At 52.1% G+C, this 15,266-nt stretch carries 14 protein-coding genes; all 14 read left to right on the forward strand.

Annotation, left to right across the window (positions count from 1 at the left end):
- The 14 genes from DFR47_RS02830 (at position 1) to DFR47_RS02895 (ending at position 15,257) form a co-directional block, all read left to right on the forward strand.
- The gene (locus DFR47_RS02830) at positions 1-612 is read left to right on the forward strand and encodes an NADH-quinone oxidoreductase subunit C (RefSeq protein WP_113943210.1); all 612 of its coding nucleotides are present in this window, start codon (positions 1-3) and stop codon (positions 610-612) included.
- Positions 613-737: 125 nt separating this feature from the next.
- Positions 738-1,178, forward strand: coding sequence for a GFA family protein (locus tag DFR47_RS02835; protein WP_113942859.1), 441 nt, complete (start codon positions 738-740; stop codon positions 1,176-1,178).
- Positions 1,171-2,364, forward strand: coding sequence for an NADH-quinone oxidoreductase subunit D (locus DFR47_RS02840; RefSeq protein WP_113942860.1), 1,194 nt, complete (start codon positions 1,171-1,173; stop codon positions 2,362-2,364). The genes DFR47_RS02835 and DFR47_RS02840 overlap by 8 nt, the downstream gene beginning before the upstream one ends.
- Positions 2,364-2,993, forward strand: coding sequence for an NADH-quinone oxidoreductase subunit NuoE (nuoE, locus tag DFR47_RS02845; protein ID WP_113942861.1), 630 nt, complete (start codon positions 2,364-2,366; stop codon positions 2,991-2,993). The genes DFR47_RS02840 and nuoE overlap by 1 nt, the downstream gene beginning before the upstream one ends.
- A 3-nt stretch (positions 2,994-2,996) precedes the next feature.
- Complete coding sequence (nuoF, locus tag DFR47_RS02850) at positions 2,997-4,304, forward strand: NADH-quinone oxidoreductase subunit NuoF (RefSeq protein ID WP_113942862.1); 1,308 nt, start codon at positions 2,997-2,999, stop codon at positions 4,302-4,304.
- Positions 4,305-4,430: 126 nt separating this feature from the next.
- The gene (gene nuoG, locus DFR47_RS02855; protein WP_113942863.1) at positions 4,431-6,512 is read left to right on the forward strand and encodes an NADH-quinone oxidoreductase subunit NuoG; all 2,082 of its coding nucleotides are present in this window, start codon (positions 4,431-4,433) and stop codon (positions 6,510-6,512) included.
- A gap of 225 nt (positions 6,513-6,737) precedes the next feature.
- Positions 6,738-7,784, forward strand: coding sequence for an NADH-quinone oxidoreductase subunit NuoH (gene nuoH, locus DFR47_RS02860; protein ID WP_113942864.1), 1,047 nt, complete (start codon positions 6,738-6,740; stop codon positions 7,782-7,784).
- A gap of 11 nt (positions 7,785-7,795) precedes the next feature.
- Positions 7,796-8,287 (forward strand): NADH-quinone oxidoreductase subunit NuoI, encoded by a 492-nt coding sequence (gene nuoI, locus DFR47_RS02865; RefSeq protein ID WP_113942865.1) that lies wholly within the window; start codon positions 7,796-7,798, stop codon positions 8,285-8,287.
- 209 nt (positions 8,288-8,496) lie between these two features.
- Positions 8,497-9,117 (forward strand): NADH-quinone oxidoreductase subunit J, encoded by a 621-nt coding sequence (locus DFR47_RS02870; protein WP_113942866.1) that lies wholly within the window; start codon positions 8,497-8,499, stop codon positions 9,115-9,117.
- A gap of 13 nt (positions 9,118-9,130) precedes the next feature.
- Positions 9,131-9,439: an NADH-quinone oxidoreductase subunit NuoK gene (gene nuoK / locus DFR47_RS02875; RefSeq protein WP_022711734.1), complete on the forward strand. Its 309-nt coding sequence runs from the start codon at positions 9,131-9,133 to the stop codon at positions 9,437-9,439.
- A 7-nt stretch (positions 9,440-9,446) separates the two neighbouring features.
- Positions 9,447-11,429, forward strand: a complete 1,983-nt coding sequence (gene nuoL / locus DFR47_RS02880; RefSeq protein ID WP_113942867.1) for an NADH-quinone oxidoreductase subunit L — start codon at positions 9,447-9,449, stop codon at positions 11,427-11,429.
- Positions 11,429-12,934 (forward strand): NADH-quinone oxidoreductase subunit M, encoded by a 1,506-nt coding sequence (locus DFR47_RS02885; protein ID WP_113942868.1) that lies wholly within the window; start codon positions 11,429-11,431, stop codon positions 12,932-12,934. The genes nuoL and DFR47_RS02885 overlap by 1 nt, the downstream gene beginning before the upstream one ends.
- Positions 12,935-12,951: 17 nt before the next feature.
- Positions 12,952-14,388 (forward strand): NADH-quinone oxidoreductase subunit NuoN, encoded by a 1,437-nt coding sequence (nuoN, locus tag DFR47_RS02890; RefSeq protein WP_113942869.1) that lies wholly within the window; start codon positions 12,952-12,954, stop codon positions 14,386-14,388.
- 92 nt (positions 14,389-14,480) lie between these two features.
- Positions 14,481-15,257 carry a biotin--[acetyl-CoA-carboxylase] ligase gene (locus DFR47_RS02895; RefSeq protein ID WP_113943211.1) on the forward strand — a complete coding sequence of 259 codons (777 nt, stop codon included), beginning with the start codon at positions 14,481-14,483 and terminating at the stop codon, positions 15,255-15,257.
- Positions 15,258-15,266 lie beyond the last annotated feature (9 nt).

A 15,266-nucleotide genomic window follows, 5' to 3' on the forward strand; every position in this document is an offset into this window, starting at 1 on the left:
ATGATGCAAGAAGCTCTTAATGAACTCTCGTCCTATCTGACGGAAAGCCTCGGCAATAAAATCGAAGCGACATCACTGCGCTACGGTGAGCTGAGCATTACAGTGCCAGGCAGCCAGATCATTTCTGTGCTGACATTCCTGCGTGATGATGTGCAGTGCCAGTTCGTGAATTTCACTGATCTGAGTGGTGTTGATTACCCGGGTCGTGCGAACCGTTTTGATGTGGTTTATCAGCTGATGTCGCCGCGTCACAATCTGCGTATGCGTATTCGCGTTATCACGGATGAAGATACACCGGTTCCGTCCATAACGGGCGTTTATCCGGGCGCTTTGTGGTTCGAACGTGAAGCCTACGATATGTATGGTATTCTGTTCTCCGGTCATCCGGATCTGCGTCGTCTTCTGACTGACTATGGTTTTGAAGGCCATCCGCTGCGTAAGGATTTCCCGCTGACAGGCTTCGTTGAAGTCCGTTATGACGATCAGGTCAAACGTGTGGTTTACGAACCGGTTGAGTTGCGTCAGGAATTCCGTAATTTTGACTTCTTGTCTCCGTGGGAAGCGACTGACTATGTGCTTCCGGGTGATGAAAAAGCCAAAACTCCTGCATAATTTTTTAAATCAAGTTTGATTTAAAATAAAATTATGCAGCATTTTAGGTGTGCATCGTCCTTTGCGCGTCCGGCAGGACGCGCGGCGATGTAGTAATCTGCTACGTCAAACGTGAGGATTGAAGAATGTCTGATAGTGCTAAGTTGGAAGGTCGCTGCCTGTGTGGCTCGGTGCGCTTTTCGGCGAAGCCTGTAAATGACGAGATGGGCGTCTGTCACTGCTCAAAGTGTCGCCAGTGGACTGGTGGTGCGTTTTTGAGCGTGGAGTGCGGCGACAGCCTTGAAATCACCAAGGGTGATGATCTTGCATTTTACGGCTCTTCCCAGTGGGGGGAGCGGGGTTTTTGCAAGAACTGCGGTTCGTCACTGATGTGGCGTATGCAGGATGGCTCCCACAATGTCGTTTCCATTCAGGCATTTGAAGATCCTTCACAATTCAGGTTCACGACGGAAATCTTCATCGATTGCAAACCTGATAATTACGCTTTTGCCAATGATACGAGCAAAATGACGGAAGCAGAGTTTCTGGCAGCTTATGCCTCTACACAGGATGCCGACAATGGCTGAGACACAAGTAAGAAATTTTAATATCAACTTCGGCCCGCAGCATCCGGCGGCGCACGGCGTTCTGCGTCTGGTGCTCGAGCTCGATGGTGAAGTGGTAGCGCGTGTTGATCCGCATATCGGCCTGCTGCATCGCGGTACCGAAAAGCTGATGGAAGCCAAGACCTACCTGCAGGCTGTGCCTTATCTCGATCGCCTCGACTATGTGGCGCCGATGAATCAGGAGCACGCCTATGCGTTGGCAGTTGAACGCCTGCTCGGTATTACAGTGCCGAAGCGCGGTCAGCTGATCCGTGTGCTTTATTCGGAAATCGGCCGTATTCTCAACCACCTGCTGAACGTGACCACACAGGCTATGGACGTTGGTGCGTTGACACCGCCGCTCTGGGGCTTTGAAGAGCGTGAAAAGCTGATGGTGTTCTATGAGCGCGCTTGCGGCGCCCGTATGCACGCAGCATATTTTCGTCCGGGTGGTGTGCATCAGGATCTGCCTGAGCAGCTGGTGCAGGATATTGCAAATTGGATTGATCCGTTTCTTTCCACAACACTGACCAATCTCGACAACCTGATTACGGGCAACCGTATTTTCAAACAGCGTAACGTTGATATCGGTGTTGTCTCTCTCGAAGATGCATGGGCATGGGGCTTCTCCGGCGTCATGGTACGTGGTTCGGGTGCTGCGTGGGATCTGCGCAAAAGCCAGCCATACGAATGCTATTCGGAAATGAAATTCGATATTCCGATTGGTAAAAACGGCGACTGCTACGACCGCTATCTGATCCGTATGGAAGAAATGCGCCAGTCCGCTGAAATTATGCGCCAGTGCTGTGAACTGCTGCTCGGCAAAGAGCGCGTCGGCCCTGTGTCGAATACCGATAACAAGATTGTTCCGCCGAAACGTGGCGAAATGAAACGCTCGATGGAAGCTCTCATCCATCATTTCAAGCTTTACACTGAAGGTTACCATGTGCCGGAAGGCGAGGTATATGCCGCAGTGGAAGCACCGAAGGGTGAATTCGGTGTTTATCTGGTGTCTGACGGCTCCAATAAACCGTATCGTTGCAAATTGCGTGCACCGGGTTTTGCTCATCTTCAGGCCATGGATTTCCTGTGCCGCGGTCACCTTCTGGCCGACGTCTCCGCGATCCTTGGTTCGCTCGATATTGTGTTTGGTGAGGTAGACCGCTGATGTCCGTCCGTCGTCTCGCAGATGATTCCGTTCAGCCGGCCAGCTTTTCGTTTAATGCGGAAAATCAGGTTTGGGCTGAAAAGACAATTAAGAAATTCCCTGAAGGTCGCCAGCAGTCAGCGGTTATTCCGCTGCTGATGCGTGCACAGGAACAGGATGGCTGGGTCACTAAGGCTTCCATCGAGCATATTGCTGCGATGCTGGAAATGCCGCTGATCCGCGTTCTGGAAGTTGCAACATTCTATACGCAGTTCCAACTCAAGCCTGTGGGCACACGTGCTCATATTCAGGTTTGCGGTACAACGCCGTGCGCCTTGCGCGGTGCTGAAGAACTGATGAAAGTGTGCAAACACAAAATTCATCACGATCCGCTGACACCAAATGCCGAAGGCACTTTGTCCTGGGAAGAGGTGGAATGTCAGGGTGCTTGCGTCAATGCGCCGATGGTTATGATCTTCAAAGACGCTTATGAAGATCTGACGCCTGAACGTCTTGAAGAAATCATTGATGCTTTCGAGGCTGGCAAAGGCGACACCATCAAGCCGGGTCCGCAGATTGACCGCGATTTCTCGGCACCGATCGGTGGTTTGACATCTTTGACTGATGGCAATCCGAAAGCGGAGGGCTAATTGATGCTGGCTGATAAAGATCGTATCTTTACAAATATTTATGGCCTGAAAGACAAGTCGCTCAAAGGCGCAATGTCCCGTGGTCATTGGGATAATACCCGTGGTCTGGTCGAAAAAGGCCGTGACTGGATCATCAACGAGATGAAGGCCTCAGGTCTTCGCGGCCGCGGCGGCGCGGGCTTCCCGACCGGTATGAAATGGTCTTTCATGCCGAAGGAAAGCGACGGTCGTCCGCATTACCTCGTTGTGAATGCTGACGAATCAGAACCAGGTACCTGTAAAGACCGTGATATTATGCGTCACGATCCGCATACGCTGATCGAAGGCTGCGTATTGGCCGGTTGTGCTATGGGTGCTCATGCTGCCTATATCTATATCCGCGGCGAGTTCATGCGTGAGCGTGAAGCCCTGCAGGCGGCGATTGATGAGTGCTACGAAGCCGGTCTTCTGGGCAAGAATAATAAGTGCGGCTGGGATATGGATGTTTACGTCTCCCACGGTGCCGGCGCTTATATCTGCGGTGAAGAAACTGCGTTGCTCGAAAGCCTTGAAGGCAAAAAAGGCCAGCCACGTCTGAAGCCACCGTTCCCTGCGAATATGGGTCTTTATGGCTGCCCGACCACTGTGAACAACGTGGAATCCATTGCTGTTGCTCCGACCATTTTGCGTCGCGGTGGTGCATGGTTCTCGGCTATCGGTCGTCCGAACAATGTCGGTACCAAGCTGTTCCAGATTTCCGGTCATGTAAACACACCATGCACAGTGGAAGAAGCGCTCGGTATTCCGTTCCGCGAACTGATTGAAAAACATGCCGGCGGTATTCGCGGCGGTTGGGACAATCTGCTTGCGGTTATTCCGGGTGGTGCATCCTGTCCTGTGGTTACCGCTGAAAACATGATGGACGCCATCATGGATTTCGACGGTATGCGCGATGTTAAATCGTCTTTCGGTACCGGCGGTCTTATCGTTATGGATAAGTCGACGGATATCATCAAAGCGATTGCACGCCTGTCGGCTTTCTTCAAGCATGAAAGCTGCGGTCAGTGCACGCCTTGCCGTGAAGGTACAGGCTGGATGTGGCGCGTAATGGAACGCATGGTTACCGGTAATGCGCAGAAGCGCGAAATCGACATGCTGTTCGACGTGACAAAGCAGATCGAAGGCCACACTATTTGTGCGCTGGGTGATGCGGCTGCATGGCCAATTCAGGGTCTGATCCGCAATTTCCGTCCGGAAATTGAAAAGCGTATTGATGATTATACCCGCAATGCTGTTCAGAGCCGTAATATCCGGCTCGAAGCTGCGGAATAAGCTTCAGGGCAGGCCGGTAAGGTCTGCCCGCTCAGTCATGATGCGGCAATGCCGCAGGATTAATATGATGCGGCAAATGCCGCGGGTTTAAAAGAATGCGGCATGTGCCGCAGGTTTGGACAAGCGATGGCAAAGATCAAAGTTGACGGTAACGAGATCGAAGTACCCGATCACTACACGCTTCTTCAGGCAGCCGAAGAGGCTGGCGCTACCGTGCCGCGTTTCTGTTTCCACGAACGCCTCTCCATTGCCGGCAACTGCCGCATGTGCCTGGTTGAAGTTAAGGGCGGACCGCCAAAACCGGCAGCATCCTGCGCTATGGGCGTACGCGATCTGCGTCCGGGCCCGAATGGCGAAGCACCTGAAATCTTCACCAACACACCTATGGTCAAAAAGGCCCGCGAAGGTGTGATGGAATTCCTGCTGATCAATCACCCTCTGGATTGCCCTATTTGCGATCAGGCCGGTGAGTGCGATCTTCAGGATCAGGCAATGGCTTTCGGTACAGATGGTTCGCGTTACCGCGAAAACAAACGTGCTGTTGAAAATAAATATATCGGCCCTCTGGTCAAAACGATCATGACACGCTGCATTCACTGCACGCGTTGCGTTCGTTTCACTACGGAAGTTGCCGGTATTTCTGAGCTCGGCCTCACAGGTCGCGGTGAAGATGCTGAAATCACCACCTATCTCGAACGCGCAATGACCTCTGAACTGCAGGGCAACGTGATTGATCTGTGCCCGGTCGGCGCGCTGACATCCAAGCCTTACGAGTTTCAGGCACGTCCTTGGGAGCTGAACAAGACTGAATCAATCGACGTGATGGATGCTCTTGGTTCAAACATCCGCGTTGATACCCGTGGTCGTGAAGTGATGCGTATTATGCCGCGTCTGAACGAACAGGTGAACGAAGAGTGGATTTCCGACAAGACCCGCTTCATCTGGGATGGTCTGCGCACACAGCGTCTGGATCGCCCGTATGTTCGCGTTAATGGTCGTCTGCAGGCTGCAAGCTGGTCTGAGGCTTTTGCTGCGGTTAAAGCTGCGGTTGCCAAGACTTCCGCTGCCAAAATCGGTGCAATCGCCGGTGATCTGGCCAATGTGGAAGAACTCTACGCACTGAAGAGCCTGATGACCAAACTCGGTTCCGTCAATATTGACGCCCGTCAGGACGGTGTTGCGCTTGATCCTAAATTCGGCCGCGCTTCTTACATCTTCAATCCGACGATTGAAGGTATCGAACAGGCTGATGCGATCCTGATCATCGGTTCCAACCCGCGTTTTGAAGCTTCGGTGCTCAATGCACGTATTCTGAAGCGTCATCGTCAGGGTGGTCTGCAGATTGGTCTGATCGGTGAACAGGCAGATCTGCGTTACGCTTACAACTATCTCGGCGCCGGTTCTGATACGCTGGCTCAGGTAGCAAGCGGCAAAGACAAGTTCTTTGATGTGCTGAAAAATGCACAGCGTCCGCTGATTCTGATTGGTCAGGGTGCGCTGACCGGTGAAACCGGTGAAGCTGTACTGGCTCAGGCTGCTCAGCTGGCAAATGCAGTCGGCGCGTTGAGCGAAGAGTGGAACGGCTTTGCAGTTCTGCACACTGCTGCAGCCCGCGTTGGCGCACTTGATCTCGGCTTTGTGCCGGGTGAGGGCGGCGTTAAAGCGCTCGACATGGTCGGCCAGATGGATGTGCTGTTCCTTGCCGGTGCAGATGAACTTGATCTGTCCAATAAAGGCTCATCCTTTGTGGTTTATATCGGCACCCATGGTGATGCCGGTGCCCACGCTGCCGATGTGATCCTGCCAGGTTCCACCTATACAGAAAAATCCGGTACCTATGTAAACACGGAAGGCCGCGTTCAGCTGGCAAACCGTGCCGGTTTTGCTCCGGGTGAAGCCAAGGAAGACTGGGCGATCCTGCGTGCATTGTCTGCTGTACTGGGTGCGAAACTGCCGTTTGATAATCTGCCACAACTGCGTTCAGCACTTTATGCGGACTATCCGCACATGGCGCAGATTGACGCAGTGGCAGCAGGACAGGTTGCAGACCTTGCAGCTCTTGGCGCAAAAGCAGCTCCGGTAAAAGGCGTTACATTTACTTCGCCTGTTACAGATTTTTATCTGACAAACCCGATTGCCCGTGCATCAGCTGTAATGGCTGAATGTTCCGCGCTGGCAAAGGGCGGCTTCCAGCAGGCAGCCGAATAAGCATTGATGCAAACAGCTCCTTAAGCTTTCGGGTTTAAGGAGCTGATATTGCTAAGCAATTTCGAGGCAAAAGTGGGAACCGGTTTTCCGTACGAAATTGCGTCAACAAAAAAAGAGCATTTTCACATTTTCATTAATTTGGAAATGCTCTGATAAAATAAGGTTTACAGCTTGCCCTTGCGCGGGTTTCAAATCCACGCAGTGCTGTAAGAGAGAGACGGGAAAATGGACGGTATTTTTGCAGCTTACGTCTTACCAGCGCTGATCATAGCGCTGAAGTCAGTCGTTCTGCTCGTCGTATTGCTGATTGTTGTAGCCTATCTGCTTTATGCGGATCGTAAGATCTGGGCTGCGGTACAGTTGCGTCGGGGACCAAACGTTGTCGGCCCTTGGGGACTGTTTCAGGCTTTTGCGGATCTTTTGAAATTCGTATTTAAAGAGCCGATCATCCCATCGGGTGCAAACAAGGCAGTGTTCCTGCTGGCGCCGTTTATTTCGGCACTGCTGGCAATGGCCACATGGGCGGTTATTCCGGTCAGTGAAGGCTGGGCAATCGCCAATATCAATGTCGGCATTCTTTATATTCTCGCTATCTCTTCTCTGGAAGTTTACGGCGTGATTATGGGTGGCTGGGCTTCAAACTCGAAATATCCGTTTCTCGGTGCATTGCGCTCCGCAGCGCAGATGGTTTCTTATGAAGTTTCAATCGGTCTGGTTATCGTGACTGTTCTGTTGGTTGCCGGTTCGCTGAACCTAACCGATATCGTACTGTCGCAGTCAACCGGTCTTGGTACAATGCTTGGACTGCCGAACTCGTTCCTCGACTGGAACTGGCTCGTGCTGTTCCCGATGTTCGTGATCTTCTTCATCTCGGCACTCGCTGAAACCAACCGTCCGCCGTTCGATCTGGTTGAAGCGGAGTCTGAACTTGTTGCCGGTCACATGATCGAATACTCGTCGACACCGTTCCTGCTGTTCTTCCTCGGTGAATATGTTGCCATCACTCTGATGTGCGCCCTGATGACCATTCTGTTCCTTGGTGGCTGGCTGCCAATCGTGGATGTATGGTTCCTCGCATGGGTTCCGGGCATTGTCTGGTTCATGCTGAAGCTCTGTATGTGCTTCTTCATGTTCGCGATGGTGAAGGCATTTGTACCGCGTTACCGTTATGACCAGCTGATGCGTCTGGGTTGGAAAGTATTCCTGCCGATCTCGCTGTTCATGGTTGTGGCAACCGCTGCATTCCTCAAATTTACCGGCCTCGTAGGTTAAGGAGACATCACATGGCTTCTATCGCTCAAGCCGCTAAATCACTGCTTCTGAAAGAATTCGTCGGAGCATTCTTTCTCTCTATGCGTCAGTTCTTTGCCCCTAAGGCAACTTTGAACTACCCGCATGAAAAGGGTCCTGTTTCACCGCGCTTCCGCGGTGAACATGCTCTGCGCCGTTATCCGAATGGTGAAGAACGCTGCATCGCCTGTAAGCTTTGCGAAGCGATCTGCCCGGCACAGGCAATTACAATTGAAGCCGGTCCGCGCCGCAATGACGGAACCCGCCGCACCGTGCGTTATGACATTGATATGGTCAAATGCATCTATTGCGGTTTCTGTCAGGAAGCTTGTCCGGTTGATGCGATTGTTGAAGGGCCGAATTTCGAATTCGCCACGGAAACCCGTGAAGAGCTTTACTATGATAAAGAAAAGCTGCTTGCGAATGGTGACCGTTGGGAACGCGAACTTGCGCGCAACATCGCAATGGATGCACCTTATCGTTAATGTGGGTTCAACCCGCTGGATCGTTAAGGTGACTTCCTCTGCCTTAAGAGGGCAGGGCTAATATTTAAGTTGGTGCAATAGCCGGAGCTTATTTGTGCTCATGGCTGTTGTGCTTGAAGTTTTGCCTCATATCATGGCCTTGGCTGTAGGATGTGAGGTGGTAGGACAGGCAAGTTGCCTTGCCAAGTTAAAGGATATTGGGGAACCCCATGCTGACAGGTATAGCGGCGGCGTTTTTCTATTTATTCGCCTTCATCATGATTGCGAGTGCGCTGATGGTTATCACCGCGCGCAATCCCGTTCACTCGGTCTTGTTTTTGATTTTGGCTTTCTTCAACGCAGCGGCTTTGTTCCTGCTGACGGGTGCCGAATTCCTAGCAATGATCCTTGTGGTTGTTTATGTCGGTGCTGTGGCGGTTCTCTTCCTCTTCGTCGTCATGATGCTGGATGTGGATTTTGCTGAACTCAAGCAGGGCGCACTCAAACATGCGCCGATTGGTGCTTTGGTCGGTGTGGTTCTGCTGGCAGAATTGATCCTGGTGTTCTCGGCCTCGATCTTCTCGCCTAAAATTGCAGAAAATGCCGCTTATCCGATCCCTGATGCAGCCACACGTCATAACACGGCGGCCATTGGTGACATTCTTTATACGGATTTTGTTTTCTACTTCCAGGTTGCCGGTCTGATCCTGCTGGTGGCGATGATCGGTGCGATTGTGCTGACCCTGCGTCATAAAGAAGGCGTCAAACGTCAGTCGATTTCTGCGCAGGTTGCCCGTACACCGGAAACCGCGATCGAGATCAAAAAAGTCGAAACAGGCAAGGGTATTTAACAGGAGCCTCATGATGGTAGTCGGTATCGAACATTATCTGACCGTGTCGGCGATCCTGTTTACGCTTGGCGTTTTCGGGGTTTTCCTCAACCGTAAGAATGTGATCGTCATTTTGATGTCGGTCGAACTTATTCTTCTCTCGGTCAATCTGAACTTTATTGCGTTCTCCGCAACGCTCGGCGATCTGGTCGGGCAGGTTTTCGCACTCTTCGTCCTGACTGTTGCAGCTGCTGAAGCGGCAATCGGTCTTGCTATTCTTGTCGTGTTCTTCCGTAACCGTGGTTCTATCGCGGTGGAAGATGTCAATGTCATGAAAGGTTGACGGGCAGATGCTCTACTACGCGATCGTCTTCCTTCCGCTCTTGGGCTTTCTTATTGCCGGTCTTTTCGGCAATAAGATCGGAGCCAAAGCAAGCGAATATATCACTTCCGGCTTCCTCGTTATTGCAGCTGCGCTGTCTTGGGTTGCCTTCTTTACAATTGCACTGGGTTCTTCCGAGCCGGTGCGCGTACCGGTTCTGCATTGGCTGACCTCCGGCACTCTGTCTTTTGACTGGGCTATCCGTGTAGATACACTGACCGCGATCATGCTTGTTGTTATCAACAGCGTGTCGGCGCTCGTGCACATCTACTCGATCGGCTATATGCATCACGATCCGCATCGTCCGCGTTTCTTTGCCTATCTGTCGCTGTTTACATTTGCGATGCTGATGTTGGTAACCTCTGACAATCTGGTTCAGATGTTCTTCGGCTGGGAAGGCGTGGGTCTTGCATCCTACCTGCTGATCGGCTTCTGGTATAAAAAACCATCGGCCAATGCGGCTGCGATGAAAGCTTTCGTGGTCAACCGCGTTGGTGACTTCGGCTTCCTGCTTGGTATTTTCGGTATCTTCGTTCTGTTCGGCGCCGTGGATTATGCCACGATCTTCTCGACAGCCCAGAATTATGCTGCCGGTGAAAATGCATCGCAGGTTGTTCTGAGCTTCCTCGGTTTTGAACTCGACAAACAAGGTGCTCTGACGGTTGTTGCATTGCTGCTCTTCATGGGCGCGATGGGTAAATCCGCGCAGTTCCTGCTGCACACATGGTTGCCTGATGCGATGGAAGGCCCGACACCTGTGTCGGCTCTGATTCACGCGGCGACAATGGTGACCGCAGGTGTGTTCATGGTTGCGCGTATGTCGCCGATCTTTGAACAGTCTGAAACAGCTCTGCTGGTTGTGACTATTATCGGTGCGATCACTGCATTCTTTGCGGCGACCGTTGGTCTGGTACAGAACGATATCAAGCGCGTTATTGCTTATTCGACCTGTTCGCAGCTCGGCTATATGTTCGTGGCACTCGGTGTTGGCGCTTACGGCGCTGCCGTATTCCACCTGTTCACACACGCATTCTTTAAAGCTCTGCTGTTCTTGGGCGCCGGTTCGGTGATCCATGCGGTATCTGACGAGCAGGATATGCGTCGTATGGGTGGTCTGCGTAAGCTGATCCCGACCACTTACTGGATGATGATCATCGGTACTGTGGCGCTGACAGGTCTTGGTATTCCGGGCACTGTTATCGGTACTGCCGGCTTCTTCTCCAAAGATGCGATTATTGAATCTGCATTTGCTTCGCATTCAGCTGCATCGGGTTTTGCCTTCACGCTGCTGGTGATCGCTGCTGCATTCACATCTTTCTATTCATGGCGTCTGATTTTCATGACTTTCCACGGTAAGCCGCGCGCAACCGCTGAAGTTATGCATCACGTCCATGACTCACCTCCGGTTATGCTGGTACCGCTGTTTATTCTCGCTGTCGGTGCACTTTTCGCAGGCTTCTTCTTCGTTGGTTACTTCTTCGGCGATAATTACGATGCCTTCTGGAAGGGTGCTCTGTTTACCGGTGCGGATAACCACATTCTGCATGACTTCCACGGCGTGCCGACCTGGGTTAAATTCTCACCGTTCATCGCAATGGTACTGGGTTTCATCTTTGCATGGGCTTTCTATATCCGTTCGCCGGAAACACCGAAGGCTATTGCAGCGCGTCATCCTGGTCTGTACCAGTTCCTGCTGAACAAGTGGTATTTCGACGAACTGTATAACTTCCTGTTTGTTCGACCGAGCATGGCTCTTGGCCGTTTCCTCTGGAAAACCGGTGATACCAAGATCATTGACGGCATGGGTCCGAATGGTGTGGCGGCTCGTGTGGTCGGCATTACCAACCGCGTTGTTAAATTGCAGAGCGGTTACCTTTATCACTACGCATTCGCGATGCTTATCGGTGTCGCCGCGCTCGTCACCTGGATGATGATCGGGAGCTCTTTCTGATGACCGACTGGCCAATTCTCTCAACGGTCACGTTTCTGCCGCTCGTAGGTGCGTTCTTGATCCTCTTGATCAAGGACGACAGCGAGGCAGCGCGCCGCAATATCCGTAATGTTGCATTTCTGACCACAATCTTTGTGTTTGCATTGTCTCTGGTGATCTGGGCAGGCTTTGATAATTCAAATGCCGGCTTCCAGATGGTTGAGAAACATGCATGGTTCGGTGAAGGCATTAGCTATCACATGGGCGTGGACGGTATTTCCATGCTGTTTGTGGTTCTGACCGCATTCCTGATGCCGTTCTGTATTCTGGCGAGCTGGAAGTCCGTGGACTTCCGTGTCAAGGAATATATGGTTGCGTTTCTGATCCTTGAAACGCTCGTTATCGGTGTGTTCTGCGCACTGGATATGTTCCTGTTCTACGTCTTTTTTGAAGCAAGCCTAATTCCGATGTTCATTATCATCGGTGTATGGGGTGGTCAGCGCCGCGTTTACGCCAGCCTGAAATTCTTCCTCTATACGCTGCTGGGCTCGGTGCTGATGCTCATTGCTATGATGGCAATGTACTTCACTGCCGGTACAATGGATATTCCGACCCTTCTGGCATACGACTTCCCTGCATCAATGCAGACATGGTTGTGGCTGGCCTTCTTCGCTTCTTTCGCAGTGAAGATGCCGATGTGGCCGGTTCATACATGGTTGCCTGATGCGCACGTTGAAGCGCCGACAGCCGGTTCGGTTATTCTGGCGGGTATTCTTCTGAAACTCGGTGGCTACGGCTTCCTGCGTTTCTCGCTGCCGATGTTCCCGCTGGCTTCCGCTGATTTCGCACCATTCGTATTCTGGCTCTCGGTTATCGCCATTGTCTACACCTCTCTGGTGGCTCTGGTTCAGACCGATATCAAAAAGCTGATCGCCTATTCGTCCGTTGCCCATATGGGTTATGTGACCATGGGTATCTTTGCTGCCAATGCGCAGGGTGTACAGGGTGCACTGTTCCAGATGCTGTCACACGGTATCGTTTCCGGTGCGCTGTTCCTTTGCGTGGGCGTGGTTTATGACCGTATGCACACGAGAGAGATCTCGGCCTATGGCGGTCTGGTCAATAACATGCCGAAATATGCGGTTGTGTTCCTGATCCTCACCATGGCCAATGTTGGTCTGCCAGGGACTTCCGGCTTTATCGGTGAATTCCTGACACTGTTCGGTGTATTCCAGGCCAATACTTGGATTGCTGTGATTGCAACAACCGGTGTTATCCTGTCGGCTGCCTATGCGCTTTACCTCTATCGCCGCGTCATTTTCGGTGCGCTTGATAAAGAAAGCCTGAAAGCACTGCTGGATCTTTCACCTCGTGAAAAAGCGATCCTGTATCCGCTCGTCATTCTGACGATCTTCTTCGGTGTCTATCCGGTTCCGGTCTTTGATGCGACTGCGAGTGCCGTTGACGCTCTGGTCACCAACTACAATGCGGCTGTGGCAAGTGTTGCCATGCCTGTTGCAAATTAAGACGAAGGCATCGAGCGATGTACACCGATCTGATTGCCCACCTTACTCTCGCTGCACCGGAGGTGCTGCTCGCAGTTGGCGCCTTGGTGCTGCTGATGGTGGGTGTATTCTCCGGCGACCGCGCCAGCACGATTGTTACGGGTCTCTCCGTAGCATTGCTGCTGGGTGCGCTCGCACTCGTGCTGGTTTTCCCTGCTGACGGCGCTGCTTTCGGCACGGCATTTATCAGCGACAGCTTCACCCGTTTCATGAAAGTGCTGACCCTGATCGGTTCGGTTGTCACACTGATCATGTCGGTTGGTTTTGCCAAAGACCAGAAATTCAACAAGTTTGAGTTTCCGGTTCTGGTCGTGCTTTCGACCGTTGGTATGCTGTTGATGGTTTCTGCCAACAATATGCTGGCTCTCTATCTCGGCCTCGAAATGTCGTCTCTGGCACTCTATGTGCTGGCCGCTTTCAACCGCGACAGCGTGCGTTCCACAGAAGCCGGTCTGAAATATTTCGTTCTCGGCGCTCTGTCTTCGGGTATGCTGCTGTACGGTATTTCTCTGGTCTATGGTTATACAGGCACAATCAACTTTGCTGATATTGCTGCTGCCGTTACCGGTGGCGAGCGTCAGCTGGGTCTGGTCTTTGGTCTGGTCTTCATCATGGCCGGTCTGGCATTCAAAATCTCTGCTGTTCCGTTCCATATGTGGACACCGGACGTTTATGAAGGTGCACCAACCCCTGTAACCGCTTTCTTTGCTGCTGCTCCGAAAATGGCTGCTGTTGCATTGCTGGTTCGCGTGACCATGGGTGCCTTTGCACCGCTGAGCGCTGACTGGCAGCAGATCATCGTCTTCGTCGCTTTGGCTTCGATGATCCTCGGTGCTTTCGCAGCAATTGGTCAGAAGAACATCAAACGCCTGATGGCCTATTCATCCATCAGCCATGTTGGTTATGCTCTGGTCGGTCTGGCTGCCGGTACTGTAGACGGTGTGCGCGGCGTTGCTATTTACATGCTGATCTATCTGGTGATGACACTGGGTACATTTGCATTCATTCTGGCAATGCGTAACAAAAACGGCACTGTTGAAGAGATTAATGATCTGGCTGGTCTGTCCCGCACCAATCCGGTGATGGCAACGATCATGACCATCTTCTTGTTCTCGCTTGCAGGTATTCCTCCGCTGGCCGGTTTCTTCGGTAAGTGGTACACATTCCTTGCAGCTGTTCAGGCTGGTCTGGTGCCGCTGGCGGTTATCGGTATCGTGGCTTCTGTTGTCGGTGCGTTCTACTACCTACGTATGATCAAGATCATGTGGTTCGATGAGCCAGCAGCTGGTCTTGAAGCACCTGCCGGTGAACTGAAACTGGTAATGGGCGTATCTGCAGCTTTCGTTCTGCTCTATGCGCTGATTGCTTCGCCGATCATGATCTGGGCGACAAATGCTGCCAAAGCATTTTTCTGATAAGATCTGAATAGAACATGTTATAAACGCCCGGTTTTGTGCCGGGCGTTTTTGTTTCTGCACAGACTGGCTGAATGGATGACAGAGAGATTATGACTTTTGTACTGAGCGAAAAAACAATCGCTGCCGGATATCGGGTAAAGGAATTCGAGTATATCGGCTCAACGAATGCCGAAGCCTTGCAGGATGCGCAAACCGGTGAGGCGGGTTTTGTCTGGTATGTAACCAAAGATCAGCGCTCCGGCCGTGGTCGCCGTGGCCGCGAGTGGTCAACGCAGACCGGCAACCTCGCAGCAACCCTGCTACTTGTTCATGACTATTCCTTGGAAATTGCAGCTACGCTGAGTTTCGTCGCCGGACTTTCACTGATTGAAGCGGTTGAGCAATTGCTGCCGGATACGCAGACACGGTTTCAGCTCAAATGGCCGAATGATGTGCTGGCAGATGGTGCAAAATTATCGGGCATCCTGCTGGAGTCCGCTATCCTGAAAGACGGGCGCAAGGCTCTGGTTATTGGTATTGGCGTGAATGTTCTGCATATTCCGGAGGGCGTGCCCTATGCCGTGAGCAATCTGAAAGACAATGGCTATAGTCAAGGTGCCGAACAGCTTTTACAGGCACTGGCTGAACGCTTTGCTGTGAACTTTGCTTTGTGGAATGATGGTCAGGGGCTGGAAACAATTCGTACCCATTGGTTGCGCCATGCGGCAAGAGTGGGCGAAGTCATTCGGGTGCAGAGCGGTGGTGAAGTGCTGGAGGGTGTGTTCTCTTCCATTGATGCTCAGGGGCATCTGGTATTGAGCCTGCCACAGGGGCGTAAACAGACGATCTCAGCGGGTGAGGTTTTCTTTGGCACTGAAACACGTTAAAGCGTCTGT

Source organism: Pseudochrobactrum asaccharolyticum (assembly GCF_003314995.1).
Taxonomy (GTDB): domain Bacteria; phylum Pseudomonadota; class Alphaproteobacteria; order Rhizobiales; family Rhizobiaceae; genus Pseudochrobactrum; species Pseudochrobactrum asaccharolyticum.

Bases quoted from the DNA above. Each gene is read 5' to 3' on its own strand.
- DFR47_RS02830 (WP_113943210.1), top strand. From the start codon at position 1: ATGATGCAAGAAGCTCTTAATGAACTCTCGTCCTATCTGACGGAAAGC.
- DFR47_RS02835 (WP_113942859.1), top strand. From the start codon at position 738: ATGTCTGATAGTGCTAAGTTGGAAGGTCGCTGCCTGTGTGGCTCGGTG.
- DFR47_RS02840 (WP_113942860.1), top strand. From the start codon at position 1,171: ATGGCTGAGACACAAGTAAGAAATTTTAATATCAACTTCGGCCCGCAG.
- nuoE (WP_113942861.1), top strand. From the start codon at position 2,364: ATGTCCGTCCGTCGTCTCGCAGATGATTCCGTTCAGCCGGCCAGCTTT.
- nuoF (WP_113942862.1), top strand. From the start codon at position 2,997: ATGCTGGCTGATAAAGATCGTATCTTTACAAATATTTATGGCCTGAAA.
- nuoG (WP_113942863.1), top strand. From the start codon at position 4,431: ATGGCAAAGATCAAAGTTGACGGTAACGAGATCGAAGTACCCGATCAC.
- nuoH (WP_113942864.1), top strand. From the start codon at position 6,738: ATGGACGGTATTTTTGCAGCTTACGTCTTACCAGCGCTGATCATAGCG.
- nuoI (WP_113942865.1), top strand. From the start codon at position 7,796: ATGGCTTCTATCGCTCAAGCCGCTAAATCACTGCTTCTGAAAGAATTC.
- DFR47_RS02870 (WP_113942866.1), top strand. From the start codon at position 8,497: ATGCTGACAGGTATAGCGGCGGCGTTTTTCTATTTATTCGCCTTCATC.
- nuoK (WP_022711734.1), top strand. From the start codon at position 9,131: ATGGTAGTCGGTATCGAACATTATCTGACCGTGTCGGCGATCCTGTTT.
- nuoL (WP_113942867.1), top strand. From the start codon at position 9,447: ATGCTCTACTACGCGATCGTCTTCCTTCCGCTCTTGGGCTTTCTTATT.
- DFR47_RS02885 (WP_113942868.1), top strand. From the start codon at position 11,429: ATGACCGACTGGCCAATTCTCTCAACGGTCACGTTTCTGCCGCTCGTA.
- nuoN (WP_113942869.1), top strand. From the start codon at position 12,952: ATGTACACCGATCTGATTGCCCACCTTACTCTCGCTGCACCGGAGGTG.
- DFR47_RS02895 (WP_113943211.1), top strand. From the start codon at position 14,481: ATGACTTTTGTACTGAGCGAAAAAACAATCGCTGCCGGATATCGGGTA.